Origin of the sequence: Clostridium sp. 001 (genome assembly GCF_019056555.1) — a bacterium.
GTDB classification, from domain to species: domain Bacteria; phylum Bacillota; class Clostridia; order Clostridiales; family Clostridiaceae; genus Clostridium_B; species Clostridium_B ragsdalei.
This window is the reverse complement of record NZ_CP020473.1, coordinates 1,002,359-1,023,316: the sequence shown is the minus strand read 5'-3', so window position 1 is coordinate 1,023,316 and position 20,958 is coordinate 1,002,359. Positions and strand designations below refer to the sequence as shown.

Genomic DNA, 20,958 nt, shown 5'->3' with positions numbered 1-20,958 from the left:
AAGGAGATAGAACTAAAGATAGTTTCATGGAACTACCAGTTGAAAAACATGATACTGCAGCATGGGCAAATATTCATAAGGAAAAATCAGTTTCAAAAGTACCAGTGCCAAGTGAATTTGATGTTAAAAATGCTAAAGAATATGTAGATTCTAATGAGAAATAATTTGTATTATAAAAGGCCTAACCAAATGGTTAGGCCTTTTATCTGATGGCTGCCTACTGTAACACTTCTTCGCACTCTGTGAAAGCGATTATCAAAGTGGGAGATAACAGTAGCTACGCCCCTAGATAATTCATCTAGACTTAGTGGGAGAAACAAAACTCTAAAGAGAAAGCGATTATCACCAAATCAAAGATTTGGGATATCTGCTTTTCCCACTAAGTAAGATTCATTGATTGTAATCAATATTTTATTGATGATAATTTCTTGTAAATATCATATCTTTCACGGGCATTGTTTTCAGATTCTTTAAATGCTTTTTCCACTGCGTCGGGGAAGATAGTTTTTAATGAAGAATAACGGAGTTCTCCATTAATAAAGTCTATATATGATTTTGTAGGTTCTTTGGAGTCTAATATAAATGGATTTTTGCCTTCCTGTTTTAATAGAGGGTTATATCTGTATAGGTGCCAGTAACCGGATTCAACGGCCTTTTTCTCTTCTGCCATACTAGTACCCATTCCAGTTTTAATACCATGGTTTATACAAGGTGCATAGGCTATGATTAGAGAAGGACCTTTATAAGCTTCTGCTTCTGTAATTGCTTTAATGGTATGGTTCATATTTGCACCCATGGCTATTTGAGTTACATATACGTATCCATAAGTCATGGCCATCAACCCAAGATCTTTTTTTCTTATTTTTTTACCACTGGCAGCAAGTTTTGCAACTGCTCCCGTAGGAGTCGATTTTGATGATTGACCACCAGTATTTGAGTAGACTTCTGTGTCCATAACAAATATATTTACATCATCGCCTAAGGCAAGTACTTGATCTACACCGCCAAATCCAATGTCATAGGCCCATCCATCACCGCCGATTAGCCAATGAGATTTTTTGATTAAATAATCTTTTTTCATAAATATCTCATTCAAAACAATATTATCTTTAAAGTTCTCATTGTTCATGATTCTTAGTATTTTTGCAGAAGCTCTTTTTGAAGTATCTGCATCATTGAATCCGGCAAGCCATTCTTTAAAGGCTTCTTTCAGTTCAGAATTAATGTCCATTGTCATGGCTGTTTCCATCAAATCAGCTAATCGTTCTCTCATTTGTTTTACACCAAGAAACATTCCATATCCGTATTCTGCGTTATCTTCAAATAATGAATTACCCCAAGAAGGACCTTTGCCAAAATTGTTTGTAGTGTAGGCTATTGCAGGTGCACTTGCTCCCCAGATTGATGAACAGCCTGTTGCATTTGCTATCATCATTCTATCTCCATAAAGCTGAGTTAAAAGTTTAATATAAGGGGTTTCCCCACAACCAGGACAAGCACCGTTAAATTCTAGAAGTGGTCTTGCAAATTGGCTTCCTTTTACTGTATGCAAATCCATTAATACTTCTTTAGGAATGATTTTCAAAGCATATTCAAAGTTATCAGACTGTTCTTCTATTTCTTCTTGTGCAGGTTTCATTATTAAAGCCTTTCCTGGAGCAGGGCATATATCCGCACAATTTCCACATCCGGTACAATCAAGTGGACTTATTTGAATACGATAATGTAAGTTTTCAAGACCTTTGCCAACAGGTTTTTTAGTTAAAAAACTTTCAGGAGCATTTTCTTTTTCTTTATCATCTAATAAGCAGGCCCTTATAACGCTGTGAGGACAAACATAGGAGCATTGATTGCACTGAATACATTTATCAATTTGCCATTCAGGTACGAAAACTGCAATGCCGCGCTTTTCATAGGCCGTTACACCAAGTGGGTAAGAACCATCTTCCATTCCATTAAAAGCACTGACTGGAAGTTCATCTCCTTCATGTCTTGCCATAGGTTTTTCAATTCTATTTATAAAATCAGGAAATTCTTTTTTTGGCACATCTGGATCTTTAGCATTTTTCCAGGATTCTGGTACAGTAACTTTATGGGCAGCATTTGCTCCTGCATCTATTGCTGCTTTGTTTGCATTAACTATAGTTTCGCCTTTTTTACCATAGGCATATTCCACAGAGTCTTTTAAGTACTGGATTGCCTGATCTACAGGAATTACATTGGCTAATTTAAAGAAAACAGCTTGCATTACCATATTTATTCTAGAACCTAATCCAACTTTTTGTGCTATTGAAATTGCGTCTACTATATAGAATTGTATGTTATTTTCAGCAATATACCGTCTCATTGAAGCTGGTAGATGTTCATCTAATTCGTTTTCACTCCAAGGGCAGTTTAAAACAAATGTGCCATTTTCCTTCAATCCTTTTAATACATTTATATTGTAAATAAAGGACTTATTGTGACAAGCAGTATAATCTGATTCATAAACTAGATAAGGTGATTTTATTGGTTTATTGCCAAATCTCAAATGAGAAACTGTACTTCCACCTGATTTTTTACTGTCGTAGGAGAAATAAGCCTGACAATATAAATTTGTTTTATCGCCTATGATCTTAACTGCTGTTTTATTTGCACCTACAGTACCATCTGATCCCAAACCATAGAATTTACATCTTATAGTTCCTTCTGGTGTTGTATCTATTATTTCTTCCTCAGCCAGAGATGTATTTGTAACATCATCAACTATTCCAATTGTAAATCTATTTTTTGAATTAGGATTTTTAAGGTTTTTAAATACAGCTAAAATTTGAGAAGGTGTTGTATCTTTTGAACCCAATCCATATCTTCCACCAACAATTACAGGTTTATCTGCATTATTATAAAATAGATTTACTACATCTAAATAAAGAGGTTCCCCTGTAGAACCAGGTTCTTTTGTTCTATCTAAAACAGCAATTTTTTTAACTGTTTTAGGCAAATATTTAAAGAAGTAAGAAGAAGAAAATGGTCTGTATAAGTGTACTTTTATGAGTCCTACTTTTTCATTATTTTGTCTTAAATAATCTACAGTTTCTTCTACAGTATCACAAACTGATCCCATGGCAACAATTATAAATTCCGCATTTGGATCTCCAAAGTAATCAAATGGATGATATACTCTTCCAGTAAGTTTTTCTATTTCTCTCATATAGCTTTCAACAATATCTGGAACAGCATCAAAGAACTTATTTGAAGATTCTCTTTGCTGAAAATAAATATCGGGATTTTGAGCAGTTCCTCTAACTGAAGGATGTTCAGGATTTAAAGATTTGTCTCTAAATCTTTGGATTGCATTATAATCAACTAATTTTGCCACATCATCATGGTCAATTACTTCAATTTTTTGATATTCATGAGATGTTCTGAAACCATCGAAAAAATGTAAAAAAGGAACACTGGCTTTAATTGCAGAAAGGTGGGCAATATTTGCTAAATCCATAACTTCTTGAACACTTGATGATGCTAAAAGTGCAAATCCAGTTTGCCTTGTTGCCATAACATCCTGATGATCACCAAAAATTGATAGTGCATGAGTTGCAATTGCACGGGCAGTTACATGAAATACTCCAGGAAGTAGTTCACCTGCAATCTTATACATATTAGGTATCATAAGAAGTAGTCCCTGTGAAGCAGTGTATGTAGTTGTCAGTGCACCAGCAGCCAATGATCCGTGGACAGCTCCAGCAGCACCGGCTTCGGATTGCATTTCAACAAGTTTAACTGGTTGACCGAATATATTTTTTTTACCATGGGAGGATAGATCGTCTACAAGTTCAGCCATCGGAGTAGATGGTGTTATGGGATAAACAGCTGCAACATCTGTAAAAGCATAGGAAGCTTCAGCAGCAGCTTGATTCCCATCCATGGTTTTTAAATTCTTTGTCATATTGTGCTTCCTCCTCTATAAATAATTTTTAACATATTTAGTATTTACAAAGTATGCCTATTGAATTCATGAATTTAGGTTAAATCCTTAATTATTAATTCTTAACTCTTAATTTTTAATTATATTTTATCCCATTTACGCTGAAAGCAGGTTTCATGAATGGAATTTTAGGGAGCATGAATATATGCACATTTTCTTCTAAAATTAAACTACTCAATATATAAATTTTAATTCCACAGTATTCATATTCATCATAAATTTCTTTTTTACTAAAATACTTTAAAACCTCAACACTGAGATTTGTGACTTTCGTCATCTCACCTGTTCAGCAGCTTATGCAGTTAGAACGAGTCCTAATTAGAAAACAGCCTTGAATTTTTTTGGCGTATTTAAGGGCTTTTTCTTGAATAGTTATCATAGATCTCTCACCTCCATAAATTTTGTCAATGAGTTTTAATGTATATCTCATTGAAATCTTAAAAAAAGTAACCTATACTATAAAATATACTAGTAGTTAATTAAAGGCAACTATTTATTAATATTCTTATAAATAATATGTGACTTAGCTTTCATAGTTTAAAAAAATTATGAAGCAAAGCTTCGCAAGTTAAGAATTAATAATGAAAAATTAATAGTGAAGGATGATTTTTAGCTCTCGCAAAAAATCTTTAAATTTATATAAATCAGTAATGTTTCGCTTTAGCGAAACAAGTGGTGAAAAGCTTAATCAAAGATTTTTTGTAGTATAACGGAAAAAAATCCACATTAACTATTAATTAGAAATATTGTTTCACAAAGTTTTTATATTAAGTCAAAATTTTATATATGCAAAAGTTGAGTATATATAAAATAGTGTGGAGGAAAAATGCAGGGAATAAGATATTATTTCAGTGATTATAATGGAAATGTAGAAATAAAAAAATGTGAAAACTCAATACATTCATGTAAAGAACATTTTCATGATGAAATCTCTATTGGATTAGTTGAAAAGGGAAGCTGCAGTACAAAAATGCAAAGTGGAAAATATGAAATCTCGGAAAATACAATTTTGATAATTCCACAAAATACAGTTCATAAATGTACTCCTTATAGCTATAAAAATTGGAATTTTAGAATGATTTATATAAATAAAGATTGGTTTAAAACTGTATTTAATAGAGATAACTTAGGTATAAAATTTTCATATATAAAATTAAATAAAATTGCATTTAAAAATGCTTACAAATTATTTGCAGACATTGAAAATAACATAATGAATATTGAAAATGAGACTAAACTTATAAATTATATTTCCTTTTTAGAATATGACAGGGACAAAAATTGGAATAAGCAAGCCGTTAAAGTTCCCAATCTAGCTGAATTAGAAAAAATTAAAAAATACATAGATAAAAATTATCTAAATAATCTAACTCTGAAAGATTTAGCTGAAATGTCACATATGAGTAAATACTGTGTAGTTAGACAATTTGAGAATTGTTATGGAATATCACCACACAAGTATATAACTAATCTAAGGATAAATTATGCCAAAAGGCTCATAAGAAAAAATAGAAGTTTTACGGATGCAGCGCTGGAATCTGGATTTTATGATCAAAGTCATTTTATAAAATATTTTAAAGATTATACAGGAGTTACACCAGGTATGTATAAACAATAACTGCAGCCTATAAGTGGTGCAGTTATTATTTTTAATGAAATTTTTTTATTTTAATGTCGGCAAACTTCCGGTTAAGCTTGTAATTGTTTTTTTACTGCCATATAAACAAATTCCAAGATAGTTTAATTCTGATGAATCAGTGCAAGATAATTTTTGTATGTAATCATCATATATTTTGCATTTTTGAGCTACGTCATTAAAGTCAATTATGGTTATTTCTTTGCTGTATTTTTCTTTTACTCTATTATAGAAATCCCTTATTTTATTCTTGGTTGATGATAGTATTGGTATTGGTATTTTTACAATTCCCTTATGTGGAAAGTTGTCTATATCAGAAACATCTTCGCCAACAATACTTCCTATAGATTTACCTAAGGTACAACCTAAGATAGCTGAAGTATTGGCAATTAATCCTAAAGGCAGTTCTTTATCAATTATAATAACGCATTTTTTATCAGTACAGTTCATATATAAATCCTCCTAAGTTTTTCTATAGTATAATATAATGATTTATTTATATATAGTAAAAAATTGCACATGTAAATTTTAAATTTTACAAGTGGTATATTTAGTAAGAAATTATATTGAAAGGAGATATATAAGCATGAAAAAACACTTAAATATTGCTTTCTCAGTTATACTTTCAGATGCTGGAGAAGCAACGCGTGCTCTGGAGATAGCAGATGGAATTAGAAAATTTTGTCCTGAGAACTATGAAGTAGACATAGTTTTTTTATCTACAGGGAGTAGGTTTGAAGAAAAAGTAATTTCTAATGGATTTAAAATTTATAAGTGTAATCCTAAACTTCCTGGAATAGGATTTCATCAGGATTTTAAACCTACTAGTTTTAATTTAATTGGTGATAAAAAACTTGCTTTTGAATTGATTAAGGGAGAAATTGATGCACTTAATGAATTAAAGCCTGATGTAGTTATACATGGCTTTTACCCAATAGCAGGTATTGCACGTAGAATGATTAATAAACCGGTGCCTGGTATTTGCTATCTTCCCATACCTTTACATGAAGACACTCTTAATAAATTGATGAAAGATATTCCAGACATGGTTAAGCCTCTAACCTATCTGCCATTAAAGCTTCGTAAAAAAATAATAAGGTCTATACCTAAATCTTTAATGCTAAAAAATCCATCATTTATACAGACTAATATTATAGAAGCTTTTAGAAAATTTAATTACGAAGGACAACCTATAAATAATTTATTTGATATGCTGAGAGCTGACTTTACAATTGTAAATGACTTTGAGGAATTTTATAAAGGTATCATGCTACCAGATACTTTTAAAATTGTAGGACCATTGTATGCATCTTCTTTAAATGATAGAGTAGTAGATGAAAATATTTTAAAAGTTTTTAACTCTGATAACAAGAATTTAAAAATTTTTTGTACTCTTGGAAGTTCAGGAAAAAAGGAGTACCTGTTTGAGGCTATAAAGGCGTTAACTCAAGGTATAGGCAAAAAATGGAGTGCAGTAATTTTAGCTCCTAAGGCAGTATGTCCAATTGATGAAGCAATTGCCTGTGCAAAAGATAGCTCAAATATTTATATAACAGATGCATTTGTACCAGCGCCCCTAGTTAATTCGCTTGCAGATGTAGTTATATCTCATGGTGGACAGGGTACAATACAAACTGCCATTGCAAGTGGAACACCCATTGTTGGATTTGCCATACAGCCAGAGCAGCAGATAAATCTTGATAATGTAGAAGCTAGAGGTGGAGCAATAAGAATTCCCATACACAAATGGAATGCAAATAACATACAATCTGCAGTAAAAACTGTAGAGAAAAATCCTTCTTATAAAGAAAGTATAAAGGAGTTGAAAAAAGTTTTGGATAGGGTAGATGGCAAGAAAAATTCTGCTCTCGCAATATGGAAATATATATTGAAGAACGTATCTTATAGTGTTTAAAAAAGCAGTAAATTAAAAGGAAGAAGATTGTTATAAATATATGTTTAATAGACCTTTAAGTTTATGAAATAATATAGAAAGTAGTGTTATTAAAGGAGATAAATATGGAATTTTTAATACAAATGTTAATTAGGACCTGTATAGAAACAGTGTATTTGACAGGCATGATAATACTAGTTGGAATGTTACTTGGAATTATGAGAAACTACACTATAAAAAATTTTGCTAGAAGTTTTGGCATGAAATCCATAATGATAACGGGCTTTATAGGGGTTCCAGTACATGAAATGAGTCATGCAATATTTGCAGTTATTTTTGGACACAAAATAACTGCTATAAAGCTTCTGCAAAGACCTGATGAAAATGGGGTAATGGGATATGTAGAGCACAGTTATAATCAAAATAGTATTTATCAGCAGGTAGGAAACTTTTTTATAGGAACTGCACCTATATTTGGAGGTATCTTGTCTGTAGTTGCTCTAATGCGTTTTATGATACCTAGAGCTTATGATGAATTTATAAGTATTTTAAAGGTAAATTCCCATGTAACTGTTATAAATAAAGTTGTGGCTGTACACATATTCAGTATGTATAAAGTCTTAGTAAAAACTATATTTTCTACTGCCAATTTTCATAATCCCTACTTTTACATATTTTTATTTATAGCAATCTGCATATGTTCCCATATATCATTGAGTTATGCAGATATTAGGGGAGCTTCAGGAGGATTAATTACTATATTTTTAGTATTGTTAATGCTTAATGTTGTTGGATGGACAAAATATTTATCCATTGAAAACATAGTTAAATATAATGTTCTCATAACGGTTTTTCTAATTTTGGCTGTACTGCTTTCTGCAATAACATTTTTAATAAGTTTAGTTTTAACTGTAATAAAACATTGACAAAAAAATAAAATTAGGTATTTCAATTTTAAATATGGTGAAAATATATACGGAATATTTGCATTGAAAGGAGATATCAAGTTGGAACGTTATGTTCTTGTATGTACTATAGGTGGTAATGCACTAAAATTTCATGAAAAGTTGAGAAATGATGTATGCTATAAATTTAAAAAGAGGAAAGCTAAATTACCGGCTCATTTTACAATAAAGGCACCTTTTGAAACGGATAAAATTGAAGATATGTTGAAGGTTTTAGAAAAGTTTCAAAAAAGCAATCATAAGACTCAAATAAAAATCCAGGGATATGGTAAGTTTAGAGAAGATGTAATTTATATGGATGTGAAGGTGTCACCTGAGGCAAAGAAAACACATGATGCACTTATAGATGAACTTAGTAAAATTCCATGGATAAATTTCAAATCCAATGAGGGTAAAAATAAAGTATTTCATTGTACTATAGTGTCAAAGAGGATACAGGACAAATTTAAAGAAATATGGGATTATGTGAACAAATATCCCTGTGATTTTGATGAGTATTTTGATAATATATCCCTTTACATATGGGATAAAAATACGTGGATGTTATTAAAAAAATATGATTTAAAATAAAAATCCAGTAAAATTTATTGACAGAGTTTTTAAAAGTTTAAAGAACAAATATCAAAGTCCAAATAATGATGATTTCCTTCATACCTCAGGGAATCTATAATTTTAATATTTTCTTACGTTAGAAAGAAAATTGTCATCATTTGTTATTTATTCTTTGCTATTTGTTCTTTAGTAAATTATATTAGACATTAGAGCTGAATTTTTTACTTAGAAATTAGTTCTTATTTGCCATGTTACTTAAGGTATCTGCTACTACGGAAACTTCCTGGACATTAGCAGATACTTCTTCTATTGCAGATGTCTGTTGTTCTGTAGTTTCAAAAGTGGAGCTGGAAGTTTCTAGTGCCTTATCTACAGATTCTTGTATTTTTTTAGTAAGATCTGTTATTTTAGAAGCAGTTTCTTTAGAATCCTGAGATAGTTTTCTTATTTCTGCAGCTACTACACTGAATCCTTTTCCAGCTTCTCCAGCTCTAGCTGCTTCTATAGAAGCATTTAAACCAAGCATTTTTGTTTGATCTGCAATACTTTTTATGGAATTTAATATAGAATTTATATCCATAGATATATTTTTAACTCTGCTTATTTCCTCATTTAAAAGATGTTGATTGTTACTTACATTTACAGCTGAAGCAGCTAATTCTTCCATAGTTGCTGAAATTTGACCAAAATTTTCAGATAAATTTTTAGTAGATACACCAAGTAAAAGTGCTTCATAACCTATTTTAGAAAGTGAATTTGCCACGATAAATAAAACTTCAGCAGCTGCTCTTACGCTTTTTTCACTTACTGTATAGACTTTGTTTGATGCATCTACGTATTTATCAGCATTGATACCTATTTCTGCGGCATTTTTTCGAACAACTGATTCATCTACTTTAGAATAAGCAACTTGTCCACCAAGTATTGTTCCTATTGATTTACCTTCTATTATTATAGGAGCGGCAAAATCAATCAAACCCGCATGGCAAGTATAAATATACGGTTTGCCAGTCCTTGTTGCTTCTGCACCTCCTCTACTATGTGACTCTGCACAGCGGGAAGTTCCTTTGGAAGTTGACTGGGTGAGATTTAAACAAAAGTCAGTATAAGAGCTTGGTCTTGTTATAGGTTGTCCGTTTTTGTCAACTGTAACACTTGCAATATTCATACTATCAGCAAAGTTATCCTGAAATTTTTGAAGTGTACTAATATCTAAAACATCTTGTATTTCTAATACGTCTAAGTCAATTTTATCATTATCGGTAAATCTTATCATAAATAATATCCTCCTATGTTATATAATGTAATAGTGGTTTGTTAAAAAGTGATTAAACCATAGTCTATAATACTATATCGTATATTAAAAGCAAGGATTTAGTGATTATTATATGGAACTGACGCTAATTATTAGTAAATGTATACAACTGTAAAACAAAATGTTATAAAAAGTGAACAAAAAGCTGGTTATTAAATAACCAGCTTTTTAACATATAAATCTTTTTCTTTTTTTAAGTCAAGGAATCCATTGTCATCAAGTAAAAGAGGATTTCTCAAATCATTCATGTCAACTTGGATAACTTTACAACATTGTTCATTATTTAAAAGTACATTTTCACCCATATAGTAGTTTACTATGTGATTTAAAAACATAGTACAATATTGGCAATCCAGTTTTCCAAGGCTTTGCTGTTGAATAATTTCTAAAGCTTCAAAAGGGCCGCTTAGTTCTTTACAATATCTGTTGGAACTCAAATCATCAAACAAATCTGCAATAGCTATTACTCTAGCAAATTTATGAATTTTATCTTCTTTAATACCTAATGGATACCCAGATCCATCCATTCTCTCATGATGCATTAATACACCATAACTTACGGAAGAATCTAAATAAGGAATTTCTTTTACAAAATTATAACCTATGGCAGGGTGAGTTTTGAAAATTTTGCACTCTTCTGGGGTGAGATTTCCCTCCTTATTTATAATATCCTTACTTATCTTGATTTTTCCAAAATCATGTAATACTGCTGAGTAAGTTAATAAGTTTATATCCCTTTTGCTAAACCCCAACCATTTTCCAAGTATAAAACTTACGGCTGCTACGTTTACGCTGTGTCTGTAAATGGTATCATTGCCACTTCCATGGAATACTATATTTTTAATAACTAGTCCTGTAGAATTAAACTCTTCCTGTATTTTTTCTGAAAAAGTTCTTACTTCCTTTATTTCAGGAGCTTTTAAATTAGATATAGTATCAAATATATTTTCCAAATTGTAAGAAAATTCATTAAAAGTATTCTCAAGTTCTTCTACAGTTTCGATTTTAGCGGTTAAAGGATCTTCGGAAGTATCTTCTACGTAAATTTCTACTTCATCTACAATAATATTTTGTTTTAGCTTTTCTATAGCCGATTCCGTAATGGCAATATCTTTAGCTAACAGCATTTTATTTTCAAAGGTTATATCACTTGCTGATATCATTCCTGGTTCTAATTCGCTTATTCGAACTAATTTCTTTTTTGACAACATACTATCTCACCTCATATAAATCATTAGAATAGCAATATATAGTAACTATGTATATGTTATCGTAATATTATTGTATTTCTAAACATGTTTACAATAAAATTAAATTTTATTTATACCTATATTTAAACTTATATTCAACATGAAGAATATATGGGGTTTCTAAGTGTAAAATCTAATTCTTAAAGCTATGAATTGGAGCAGGAATTCTTCCACCTCTAGCTATGAAACTTTCACTTGAAAATTTACTTACAGGCATTATAGGTGCTTTTCCAAGAAGTCCTCCAAAATTTGCTTCATCTCCAACATTTTTGCCATAGACAGGAATTACCCTTACGGCAGTTGTTTTATTATTAATCATTCCAATAGCAGATTCATCTGCTATTATGGCAGATATAGTGGATTCAGGAGTATCACCAGGTATACCTATCATGTCAAGACCTACAGAACATACACAAGTCATTGCTTCCAATTTTTCAAGGTTAAGGGACCCTGAGTTTACTGCACTTATCATACCTTCATCCTCACTTACAGGTATAAATGCACCACTCAATCCTCCAACTTGAGATGCTGCCATTATGCCTCCTTTTTTAACTGCATCATTTAATAATGCTAGAGCAGCAGTAGTACCTGGGCATCCACAGCTTTCAAGGCCCATTTCTTCAAGAACTCTTGCAACACTGTCTCCTACAGCAGGTGTAGGTGCAAGGGATAAATCTACTATACCAAAAGGAACATTTAATCTTTTTGAAGCCTCTCCAGCAACTAATTGACCCATTCTTGTTATTTTAAAAGCTGTCTTTTTTATTGTTTCTGCAACTACATTGAAATTTTGTCCCTTAACTTCTTCTAGAGCACATTTTACAACGCCAGGACCACTAACACCTACGTTTATTATGGAATCAGCTTCTCCAACTCCATGAAATGCTCCTGCCATGAAAGGATTATCTTCTACCGCGTTTGAAAATATTACTAACTTTGCACAACCTATACTCTCATTTTCTCTAGTGAGATAGGCAGTTTCCTTTACTATTCTTCCCATATCTTTTACTGCATCCATGTTTATTCCTGCTTTTGTAGTTCCTACATTTACAGAAGAGCAGACTTTTTCAGTAACAGCTAGAGATTCTGGAATGGACTCTATAAGTATTTTGTCACCTTTAGTATAACCTTTATGTACAAGTGCTGAAAAACCTCCAATAAAGTCAATACCTAAAGTTTGGGTAGCTTTATCTAAAATTTTGGCATATTCTACATAACTTTTATCAGAGCTTGCCTGGGCTATGAGTGAAATAGGTGTAACGGATACTCTTTTATGTATTATGGGTATACCATATTCTGTTTCAATCCCCTTGGCAGTTTTTACTAGGTTTTCAGCATGTTTAGTTATTTTATCGTAAATTTTAGTTCTTGCTTTTTTTCCATCACTATCTATACAATCTAAAAGAGAGATACCCATAGTTATGGTTCTTATGTCTAGATTTTCTTTGTCAATCATGTTTATGGTTTCCATAATGTCTTTAGTATTTATCATTTAACTCAACTCCTTAGTTTAAATTTGGTGCATAGAAGTGAATATGTCTTCTCGTTGAAGCTTAATGACAACTCCTATTTCTTTAGCTTTATTTTCAAGATCATTCTTTAGTTCTACAAAATCTGTTTTCATTTTTGATAAATCCACTAGCATTACCATTGTAAAATAGCCTTCTATGAGAGTTTGGTTTATGTCTAAAATATTTATGTTATTTTCAAATAGTACAGAAGTTACCTTGTAAATAATACCAGTTTTATCTTCTCCAAGTACAGTTATAAATGACTTCATTTTATAATCCATCTCCTTTAAATAGTTTGTATTGATTAATTCTATTATTAGCAATTATAAACAGAGTTCTTGGCATGAGGTGGAGTTTTAACTCCACATGATGCTTAGAAATCACTATCCAGGGACGTAGCTGCTCTTTACTTCTACTTGGAGAAGTGGAAGTATTAGAGCAGGTAGTCATCGGATAAAAAAAAAGACCAAATTAAATTAGTCTCTGGAAAATAAGATTTTAAACAATAACTATTAATTGAGTCAATAATTATCATTTTGTATAAAATCCTCTGTCCCTTGTACCTGAGAGTTTCACCCAACTTTGGCTTTCCCCTTCGGTGCTCATAAGAGTCTCTCCAGAGGTTCGTCTAATAACGGTTTAAAAATTTAATCCCACTATTTTCATCCGACCCTTTTAAATTATCACAATTATATCATATTAAAAAAGCCAATTCAAATATATTATTGTAAATTTTATTGGAATATACATGTTGGTTATCATAGGTTAAATTTACGTTAAAAAAAGTTCTATTTAACAACAGCTTAAAAATACTACATTAAAATAAAAAATATGATTAATGTAAATTTATATACTGGAGGAATTTTATGTTAAAAAAATTATTTTTAAGCGTCTCAGAGTTATTTTTTGGTAAGAAGAAAAAGTTTAATCTATCTTTTTTAAACAGTGTGGGAGTGAAGATAGTTTGTGAGATTGGAATACTTATAATATTGATATGCAGTATATTAGGAATGACATCTTATTACAGTGCTTATAGAGCTATGGAAGATAGTATAAAATCTTCGCTTGAAAGTAGAGCAATAGAATCTTCTAAACTCATAGATGCAACTTTAAAACAGGATGTTAAAGCAATTGAAGAGTTAGCATCAAATGATATTATAAAATCCATGAATACTTCAATACAGATACCTCTTCTTAAGATGAGAGCAAAACAATTAGGATATGTGAACTTAAATGTGATGGATTCAAAGAGTATGATTTATATGCAAACTGGTGAAAAGACTAAAGCTAATTTAGAGGATACCAAGAATTACTACCTTAAAAATGCGTTAAGTGGAAAAATATCTATTTCAGATCCAGTGATGAATACGGATGGGCAGCAAATAATGGCGGTGGCAGTTCCAATAAAAGATTCTTATGAGAAAGTTGTAGGAGTATTATTTTCAAATATAAGTATGGAAAGTTTAAATAAATTAGTTCAAAATGAAAAGCTGGGTAAAAGTGGATACTGCTTTATAATAAATAAGGAAGGGGTTAAGGTAGCACATAAGGATTTGAAACTGGTGTTAAATAAAGATAATACTATAGAAGATGAAAAAAAAGATCATTCTTTAAATGAACTGGCAACTTTAGAAAAAAATATGATAATAGGTAAAAGTGGTTCGGGATACTATAAAAAAGATAATGAAGATATGTTTATGGCCTATACACCAATAGCTGACTTAAATTGGTCGTTAGGGCTTACTATAGATAAGAGTGAAATATTTAGTGAAGTAAATATGTTAAAATACAAAATAATTATGATAACTGTTCTATTTATTTTGATAGGATTCTTTATAGGGTTATTTATAGCCGGAACTATAAAAAAACCACTACATAAAATAAGAAAGTATGCTCTGGAATTATCAAAGTTTAATTTAAACTACAGAATACAAATTGACAAAAGAGATGAATTTGGAGATACGGCTTCAGCATTAAACTATGCAATGAATGAAATAGAGTATATTATAGAACAAGTAAAACTAAAAAGCGGAGAAGCTTTGGAAGCTGCGGATAATGTAAATAAAATGTTTGAAAAATCGCATTCGGAAATAAAATTGGTTTCAGATGAATCTTCACAAATATGTTCTAATATGCAGGAGAACTTATCTTCTATAGAAGAAGTGAACCAAAAGATATCAAATGTAAAGCATGAAATAAAAAACTTAGCAAAAGAGGCAAATCAAGGCTTGGCTCTTGCAAAAAACATAAGGGAAAGGGCTTTAAATATTAAAAAAGATACGGAAAGCTCAAAGCATGACTTTGAAAATTATTATACACAGTATAGTGATGAATTAAGACATGCACTGGAAAATGTGAAAGTAGTAAAAAATATTTCTATAATGGCTGAGGAAATAAAAACTATATCAGATAGAACAAATATATTAGCATTAAATGCCAATATAGAAGCCGCAAGGGCTGGCGAATATGGCAGGGGATTTATGGTGGTGGCAGAAGAGGTAAGAAAATTAGCTATGCAATCTTCTGATATGGTAAGCAATATACAATTAAATGTAAAAAGTGCTTTAAAATCGGTAGAAAAACTCTCAAAATCAGCTGAAAGTGTATTGAAAATTTTAGAGGAAAATATTTTGTCGGATTACAGAAAAATGGTAGACATAAGCAAAGATTATGAAAAAGACGGAATGAGATTTGAATCTGTATTAAAAAAGGTTTGTGGGCTTATGGAAAATGTAGATGAGTCTTTTTTAGTAATAACTAAAATAATGTGTATTATAGTGGGTTCTTCAAATGATGGAACTAAAGCATCCGTAGATATATCAGATAATATAGATGAAATAGCAAATGAAAATAGGGCCATATCTTTGTATACTATGAGAAATGCAAGTGGGTCTGAGGAGCTTCTTCACATTTTAAGTAAATTTAATGTATAATATTAATTGAAAAGTAAATTTTATGTTAATGTAGGAAGGATAAAATCATTATGGAAAATTTAGGCGGAAAAGTAGCAATAGTAACAGGAGCTTCCAGAGGAATAGGAAGAAGTATTGCTATAAATTTAGCAAAATGCGGTGCAAATGTAGTAATAAATTATAAAAAAGATGAAAAAGGGGCTTATCAAACTCTAGATATGGTAAAACAAGTTGGTTCCGTAGGAATGGTAGTACAAGGAGATGTTAGTTTATATAGTAATGCTGAAAGAATGGTGCAATATGCATTAAGTAAAATGGGAAAAGTAGATATACTTGTTAATAATGCAGGAATTTCTAAAATAGGACTTTTTATAGATATGAGAGAAGATGAATGGAATTCTATTATAGATGTGAATTTAAAGGGGGTACTTAATTGTACTCACTCTGTATTAAAACATATGATTTCTAAAAAAGCAGGATCTATAATAAATATTTCTTCTATGTGGGGAAATGTAGGTGCTGCTTGTGAATCCATTTATTCTGCATCTAAAGGGGGAATAAATCTTTTTACAAAATCTATTGCGAAGGAAATGGCACCTTCGAATATAAGGGTAAATGCAGTTGCACCAGGGGTAATTGATACGGAAATGAACTCCTGGTTAAAAGAGGATGAGAAGAAAAACTTAATGGAAGATATACCTATGGGCAAATTTGGACAATGTGAAGACATAGCAAAAACTGTATGCTTTTTGGCAGGTGAGTCATCTGAATACATAACAGGACAGATAATAACCGTAGATGGCGGAATGATATGAGAAATGAACCTTTAGTGTAATATACATATAAAATAATAGCAGTAGTGGACGATAAATAGAATATGGAAAAAATTAATTTTAATAAAAGGGATGGTTAAAATATTGATGTTATAGGATGAATAATTATGAACAAAGTTATAATATTAGATGATATGATATATGTAAGATATAGGGTGAGACGCGTATTGGAAGATGCGGGGATTGGGGTATATGAATGTGGAAATTCCTTTGAGTTCTTTAATAGATTATATGATAAAAAAGAAGAAATAAATTTGATAATACTTGAAGTGGGATTAAGCACTGAAGATGGATTTGAAGTACTTAAAAAGATAAAGGCTAAAAAATTAAACATTCCTGTAATGATACTTACAAAATTAAATTCTAGAGAAGCATTTATAAAAGGTATAAAAGAAGGTACTTCAGAGTATATATTAAAACCTTTCAATAGTAAAAATTTAGTTAAAAGAATAACGAAACTCATAAAATCTAGTAGAAATTCAGATAGACCAGAAGAAATAGTATACTTGAATTTTCAAGAGTATATTGCCAGACAAATTGTGAAATGTGGGGCACAAAATAAAAAGCTTTCAATTACCATGGTAAGCTTAGTAAAAAAATACTATACAGAACAAGATGAGAAAATAGAAGTAAAAGACAGTTATCTTATTTTACTTGATTTAGTTTATGAAAAATTGAGAAGTCTTTTTAAGGTACCAGATTTATTTGAAAAATATGGATTATCTACTTTTATAAGTGTAGTTCCAGACTGTAATTATAGAAAAATTGTTTCAATTGTTCATCAGATGGAATGTGCTTACAATAAAATAAAAATTATGAATGAAAAGTATAGTGAATACGATCTTAAATGCAGCTATGTTATTTTTCCTGATGATGGAACAGATAAAGATTATTTAATGGATAAATTAAATATTAAAATGAAAATGAAGATAAATAAAGAAAGGTAATGTTTCTTTTGACAATAAAAAAATAATATTGTGTAGAACCATCTACACAATATTATTTTTTTATTTTATCCGATCGCTACCATTGCTAATACTCCCATCTTCTATCAAAGTGGGGGATAAGCACTGCTACGCGCCTGGATAAGTTCTTCCCCTAAAGGATAACGTATTCTAAGTGCTAAAGACACTAAGAATACTGTTAATAAGGTTCAGCTGGAGAAAGTAATCCTTATAATCAAACTCCATCTGAACCTAAGAATTACTTGATGTAATCTGAATGAACATATCCTGTTAAGGAACCAATTGTCACTTTATACCAACGTCCATCTGTGCCTGTTATGGTTACTTTGGTTCCAGAAGATAGAGTGGATACAATACGGCCAGTCCAAGGGTTACTTCGTAAGTTTAATACTGAAGATTTACTACTTAATGTTACAGTACCAGTTTTTAAAGTTGTAGACTGAACTTTTGCAGCAGTTGCTACTATGGACTGTGAATTACTTATGTAGCTAGAAGAAACATATCCTGACTTCCCGTTTGCAGTTACTTTATACCAACTTCCACTAGTACCTAATATATTTACAGCAGTACCATTAGCAAGCGATCCTATTACAGAACCTCCTGGAGATGTTCTTAAGTTTAAAGATGATCCACTGTCACTAAGCTTAACATAACCTGATTTAGCAGAAGCTGGAGATAAATATTGCGCTCCCGAATTAGAAGAAGGCTGACTACTAGGACTAGCTTGGAAACTCGTATTTATAAAAGAAGAGCTCACATATCCGTAAGAAGAATTATATTTAATTTTGTACCAACTTCCAACTGATCCTACTATAGAAACGGATTGGCCTTTCTTTAAACCACCTACAACTCCAAAGGATGTAGCTGCTCCGCTTCTTACATTCAATGTGGAACTACTATTTGAAATGTTAACAATTCCTGTTTTAGAAACACTAGTAACAGGAGTTGAATTTGAATTACTGTTACTGCTAGGTGAAGGATTACTAGTTGGAATAGATTTCCTGCCACCGCCTACATATATGTATCCTTTAAGATATAAATTTCCTCTATTTTTTATAGCTTCTTTTGAAAGCGTTTTTTCACTTCCATCATAGTTACCTCTTATATTAAAGTTACCTTCGTTAAAATATACAGTATCTCCACTTACTTCTTCTACAAAACCAACGTGACCGTATCCATGTGGACCGCCACCCCATACAATTATGGAATTTGGTTTAGGTTCCGATCCGTAAGTGTATACGTTTGAACTGGCATTTGCATACCACCAGTCCACTGCATTACCGTAAAATTGTGATGGCAGTGCAATTCCTAATTTTTCAAGTACTCTTCCATAAGTAAACCAGGTACATTGCCCGGTGTATCCTGATTTTGCAAATATATTTCCAACAGCAGTATAAGCGCTACTGCTCATATTTGGTACATCAGCAGCATATACAGTACTTACCAAGCCCTTACTATTCATAAGAGATGCTGATATAAAAAAAGCAAAGATCAGTTTTTTGGACGTGTTCATGCTCTTTCCTCCTGAAATTATAGTATATTTAAAAATAACATTTTATATTCACATAAATTTTATATAATATACTTATTTTTAATATTATTAAAAAAATGTTTAATTTAATTATACTATGGTTTAAAATAATTTTCCATTAGTTTTAGTAAAGTTTTCATATTTTATACTATAAAAATAAATAAAACTGGAAACTTACTGTTGACATAAAGAATAAACATGTTATAATTGAGAACAAATAGATTAAGAATTAATTTATAAAATTATTGGCATTATTTGCAATGGAGGGTAAATTCAATGAAAAATATCATTAGAAAGGAAATAGAAGCAATAAGTGAAAAATATTATTTTAACTTTACTTTTAGCTGGGGCTATTTTTATTTTAGCGCTAGTTACTTTTGCTTCCCAAAAAAATTGAATCCTTTTCTAATGAGTAATATAATTGTAGATACATGATTGAATAATTTTACGTACACAAAATGTATTTGATTAATTTAGGCAGAGCTCATTAGGAGCCCTGCCTTTTTTATATTATTAATTAAAATTTCAAGGTAAATAACTTCTATAGCTAGCATAGAAGTTAAAATATAAAATTTTAGGAGGTACTAGAAATTGATAGTTATTATGAGACCACAAACCACACAGGAAGAGATAAACATGCTTAAACAAAAAATTGAAAGTGAGAATGACGTAACAGTGAATGTAATAAATGGAAAAGAATGTTCTATATTAGGACTTGTTGGAGATACTACAAAAGTGGATGCAGATAAAATAAGGGCTAATGAATTTGTAGAAAATGTTGAGAAGGTACAGCAGCCTTACAAATTGTCTAATAGGTTATTTCATCCGGATGACACTGTAATAAAAGTAAAAAATGCTTCTATAGGTGGGGATGAGCTGGCTGTTATAGCAGGACCGTGTTCTGTTGAAAGTGAAGAGCAAATTGTAAAAATTGCACAAGATGTAAAAAAAAGTGGCGCCAAATTTTTAAGAGGTGGGGCATTTAAACCAAGAACATCACCTTACAGCTTCCAAGGTCTCAGAGCTAGAGGATTAGATCTTTTAAAAATAGCAAGGCAGGAAACAGGGCTGCCTATAGTAACTGAAATTATGTCCGCGGATATGATAGACAAATTTGTAGAGGATGTAGATGTGATACAGGTAGGAGCAAGAAATATGCAAAATTTCGAACTCCTAAAACAGCTAGGTAAAACAAATAAGCCAATTCTTTTAAAGAGAGGACTTTCTGCTACTATTCAGGAGCTTTTGATGTCTGCAGAATATATAATGTCTGAAGGAAATGAAAATGTAATACTTTGTGAGAGAGGAATAAGAACTTTTGAAACTTATACAAGAAATACTTTAGACTTGAGTGCTATTCCTGCCATAAAAAGATTGAGTCATCTTCCCGTAATAGTGGATCCAAGTCATGCTGCAGGACTTTGGTGGATGGTAGAACCATTAGCTAAGGCAGCAGTGGCAGTAGGGGCTGACGGACTTATGATAGAAGTACACAATGATCCTGCTAATGCAAAATGTGATGGACAGCAATCCATAAAACCAAAGGTATTCGAACAGCTTATGAACGATATAAGCAAAATTCCAGGAAAAACAATTCATAAAGCATGTGATACTGTAAATGTGTAAA

16 protein-coding genes and 1 riboswitch are annotated in these 20,958 nt (G+C 31.2%); of the genes, 9 read left to right on the top strand and 7 right to left on the bottom strand.

The window, feature by feature from the left end:
* The first annotated feature begins 26 nt into the window (after positions 1-26).
* Positions 27-164: a DUF3787 domain-containing protein gene (locus B5S50_RS04560; protein ID WP_254306751.1), complete on the top strand. Its 138-nt coding sequence runs from the start codon at positions 27-29 to the stop codon at positions 162-164.
* Between the two features lie 239 nt (positions 165-403).
* Here B5S50_RS04560 and nifJ read toward each other — a convergent pair whose 3' ends face one another.
* Entirely contained in the window at positions 404-3,928 is a 3,525-nt protein-coding gene (gene nifJ / locus B5S50_RS04555; protein ID WP_217303221.1) for a pyruvate:ferredoxin (flavodoxin) oxidoreductase, read from the bottom strand.
* Positions 3,929-4,793: 865 nt separating this feature from the next.
* On the opposite strand from nifJ, the gene B5S50_RS04550 reads away from it, so the two are divergent.
* Positions 4,794-5,585 carry an AraC family transcriptional regulator gene (locus B5S50_RS04550; protein ID WP_217303220.1) on the top strand — a complete coding sequence of 264 codons (792 nt, stop codon included), beginning with the start codon at positions 4,794-4,796 and terminating at the stop codon, positions 5,583-5,585.
* Between the two features lie 45 nt (positions 5,586-5,630).
* On the opposite strand, the gene B5S50_RS04545 is transcribed toward B5S50_RS04550, so the two are convergent.
* Positions 5,631-6,053: a DUF2000 domain-containing protein gene (locus tag B5S50_RS04545; protein WP_217303219.1), complete on the bottom strand. Its 423-nt coding sequence runs from the start codon at positions 6,051-6,053 to the stop codon at positions 5,631-5,633.
* A gap of 136 nt (positions 6,054-6,189) precedes the next feature.
* Between B5S50_RS04545 and B5S50_RS04540 the strand changes: the two genes are divergently transcribed.
* The 3 genes from B5S50_RS04540 to B5S50_RS04530 all read left to right on the top strand — a co-directional run bounded on the left by B5S50_RS04540 (position 6,190) and on the right by B5S50_RS04530 (position 9,032).
* Positions 6,190-7,518: a nucleotide disphospho-sugar-binding domain-containing protein gene (locus B5S50_RS04540; protein ID WP_217303218.1), complete on the top strand. Its 1,329-nt coding sequence runs from the start codon at positions 6,190-6,192 to the stop codon at positions 7,516-7,518.
* Positions 7,519-7,622: 104 nt separating this feature from the next.
* The gene (locus B5S50_RS04535) at positions 7,623-8,423 is read left to right on the top strand and encodes a hypothetical protein (RefSeq protein ID WP_217303217.1); all 801 of its coding nucleotides are present in this window, start codon (positions 7,623-7,625) and stop codon (positions 8,421-8,423) included.
* Between the two features lie 81 nt (positions 8,424-8,504).
* A complete protein-coding gene (locus tag B5S50_RS04530) occupies positions 8,505-9,032 on the top strand; it encodes a 2'-5' RNA ligase family protein (protein WP_065079586.1) in 528 nt (175 codons plus the stop codon).
* Positions 9,033-9,246: 214 nt separating this feature from the next.
* On the opposite strand, the gene B5S50_RS04525 is transcribed toward B5S50_RS04530, so the two are convergent.
* From B5S50_RS04525 to B5S50_RS04510, 4 genes are all read right to left on the bottom strand, one after another.
* Positions 9,247-10,290: a PocR ligand-binding domain-containing protein gene (locus tag B5S50_RS04525; RefSeq protein ID WP_217303216.1), complete on the bottom strand. Its 1,044-nt coding sequence runs from the start codon at positions 10,288-10,290 to the stop codon at positions 9,247-9,249.
* 191 nt (positions 10,291-10,481) lie between these two features.
* On the bottom strand, positions 10,482-11,540 hold the full coding sequence (locus tag B5S50_RS04520; RefSeq protein WP_217303215.1) for an HD-GYP domain-containing protein: 1,059 nt from the start codon (positions 11,538-11,540) through the stop codon (positions 10,482-10,484).
* A 172-nt stretch (positions 11,541-11,712) separates the two neighbouring features.
* The gene (locus B5S50_RS04515; protein WP_217303214.1) at positions 11,713-13,071 is read right to left on the bottom strand and encodes a PFL family protein; all 1,359 of its coding nucleotides are present in this window, start codon (positions 13,069-13,071) and stop codon (positions 11,713-11,715) included.
* A gap of 18 nt (positions 13,072-13,089) precedes the next feature.
* Positions 13,090-13,359: an ACT domain-containing protein gene (locus tag B5S50_RS04510; protein ID WP_063600686.1), complete on the bottom strand. Its 270-nt coding sequence runs from the start codon at positions 13,357-13,359 to the stop codon at positions 13,090-13,092.
* Between the two features lie 271 nt (positions 13,360-13,630).
* Positions 13,631-13,720, bottom strand: a riboswitch (glycine riboswitch).
* Between the two features lie 236 nt (positions 13,721-13,956).
* On the opposite strand from B5S50_RS04510, the gene B5S50_RS04505 reads away from it, so the two are divergent.
* The 3 genes from B5S50_RS04505 (at position 13,957) to B5S50_RS04495 (ending at position 17,782) form a co-directional block, all read left to right on the top strand.
* Entirely contained in the window at positions 13,957-16,023 is a 2,067-nt protein-coding gene (locus B5S50_RS04505; protein WP_217303213.1) for a methyl-accepting chemotaxis protein, read from the top strand.
* Positions 16,024-16,073: 50 nt separating this feature from the next.
* Complete coding sequence (locus B5S50_RS04500) at positions 16,074-16,817, top strand: SDR family oxidoreductase (protein WP_217303212.1); 744 nt, start codon at positions 16,074-16,076, stop codon at positions 16,815-16,817.
* Positions 16,818-16,942: 125 nt separating this feature from the next.
* Positions 16,943-17,782: a response regulator transcription factor gene (locus tag B5S50_RS04495; protein WP_065079580.1), complete on the top strand. Its 840-nt coding sequence runs from the start codon at positions 16,943-16,945 to the stop codon at positions 17,780-17,782.
* 256 nt (positions 17,783-18,038) lie between these two features.
* Here the strand turns inward: B5S50_RS04495 and B5S50_RS04490 are convergent, their stop codons facing one another.
* Positions 18,039-19,313 carry an SH3 domain-containing protein gene (locus tag B5S50_RS04490; RefSeq protein WP_217303211.1) on the bottom strand — a complete coding sequence of 425 codons (1,275 nt, stop codon included), beginning with the start codon at positions 19,311-19,313 and terminating at the stop codon, positions 18,039-18,041.
* Between the two features lie 609 nt (positions 19,314-19,922).
* Here B5S50_RS04490 and aroF point away from each other — a divergent pair.
* The gene (gene aroF, locus B5S50_RS04485; RefSeq protein ID WP_065079578.1) at positions 19,923-20,957 is read left to right on the top strand and encodes a 3-deoxy-7-phosphoheptulonate synthase; all 1,035 of its coding nucleotides are present in this window, start codon (positions 19,923-19,925) and stop codon (positions 20,955-20,957) included.
* The last annotated feature ends 1 nt before the right edge of the window (position 20,958 follow it).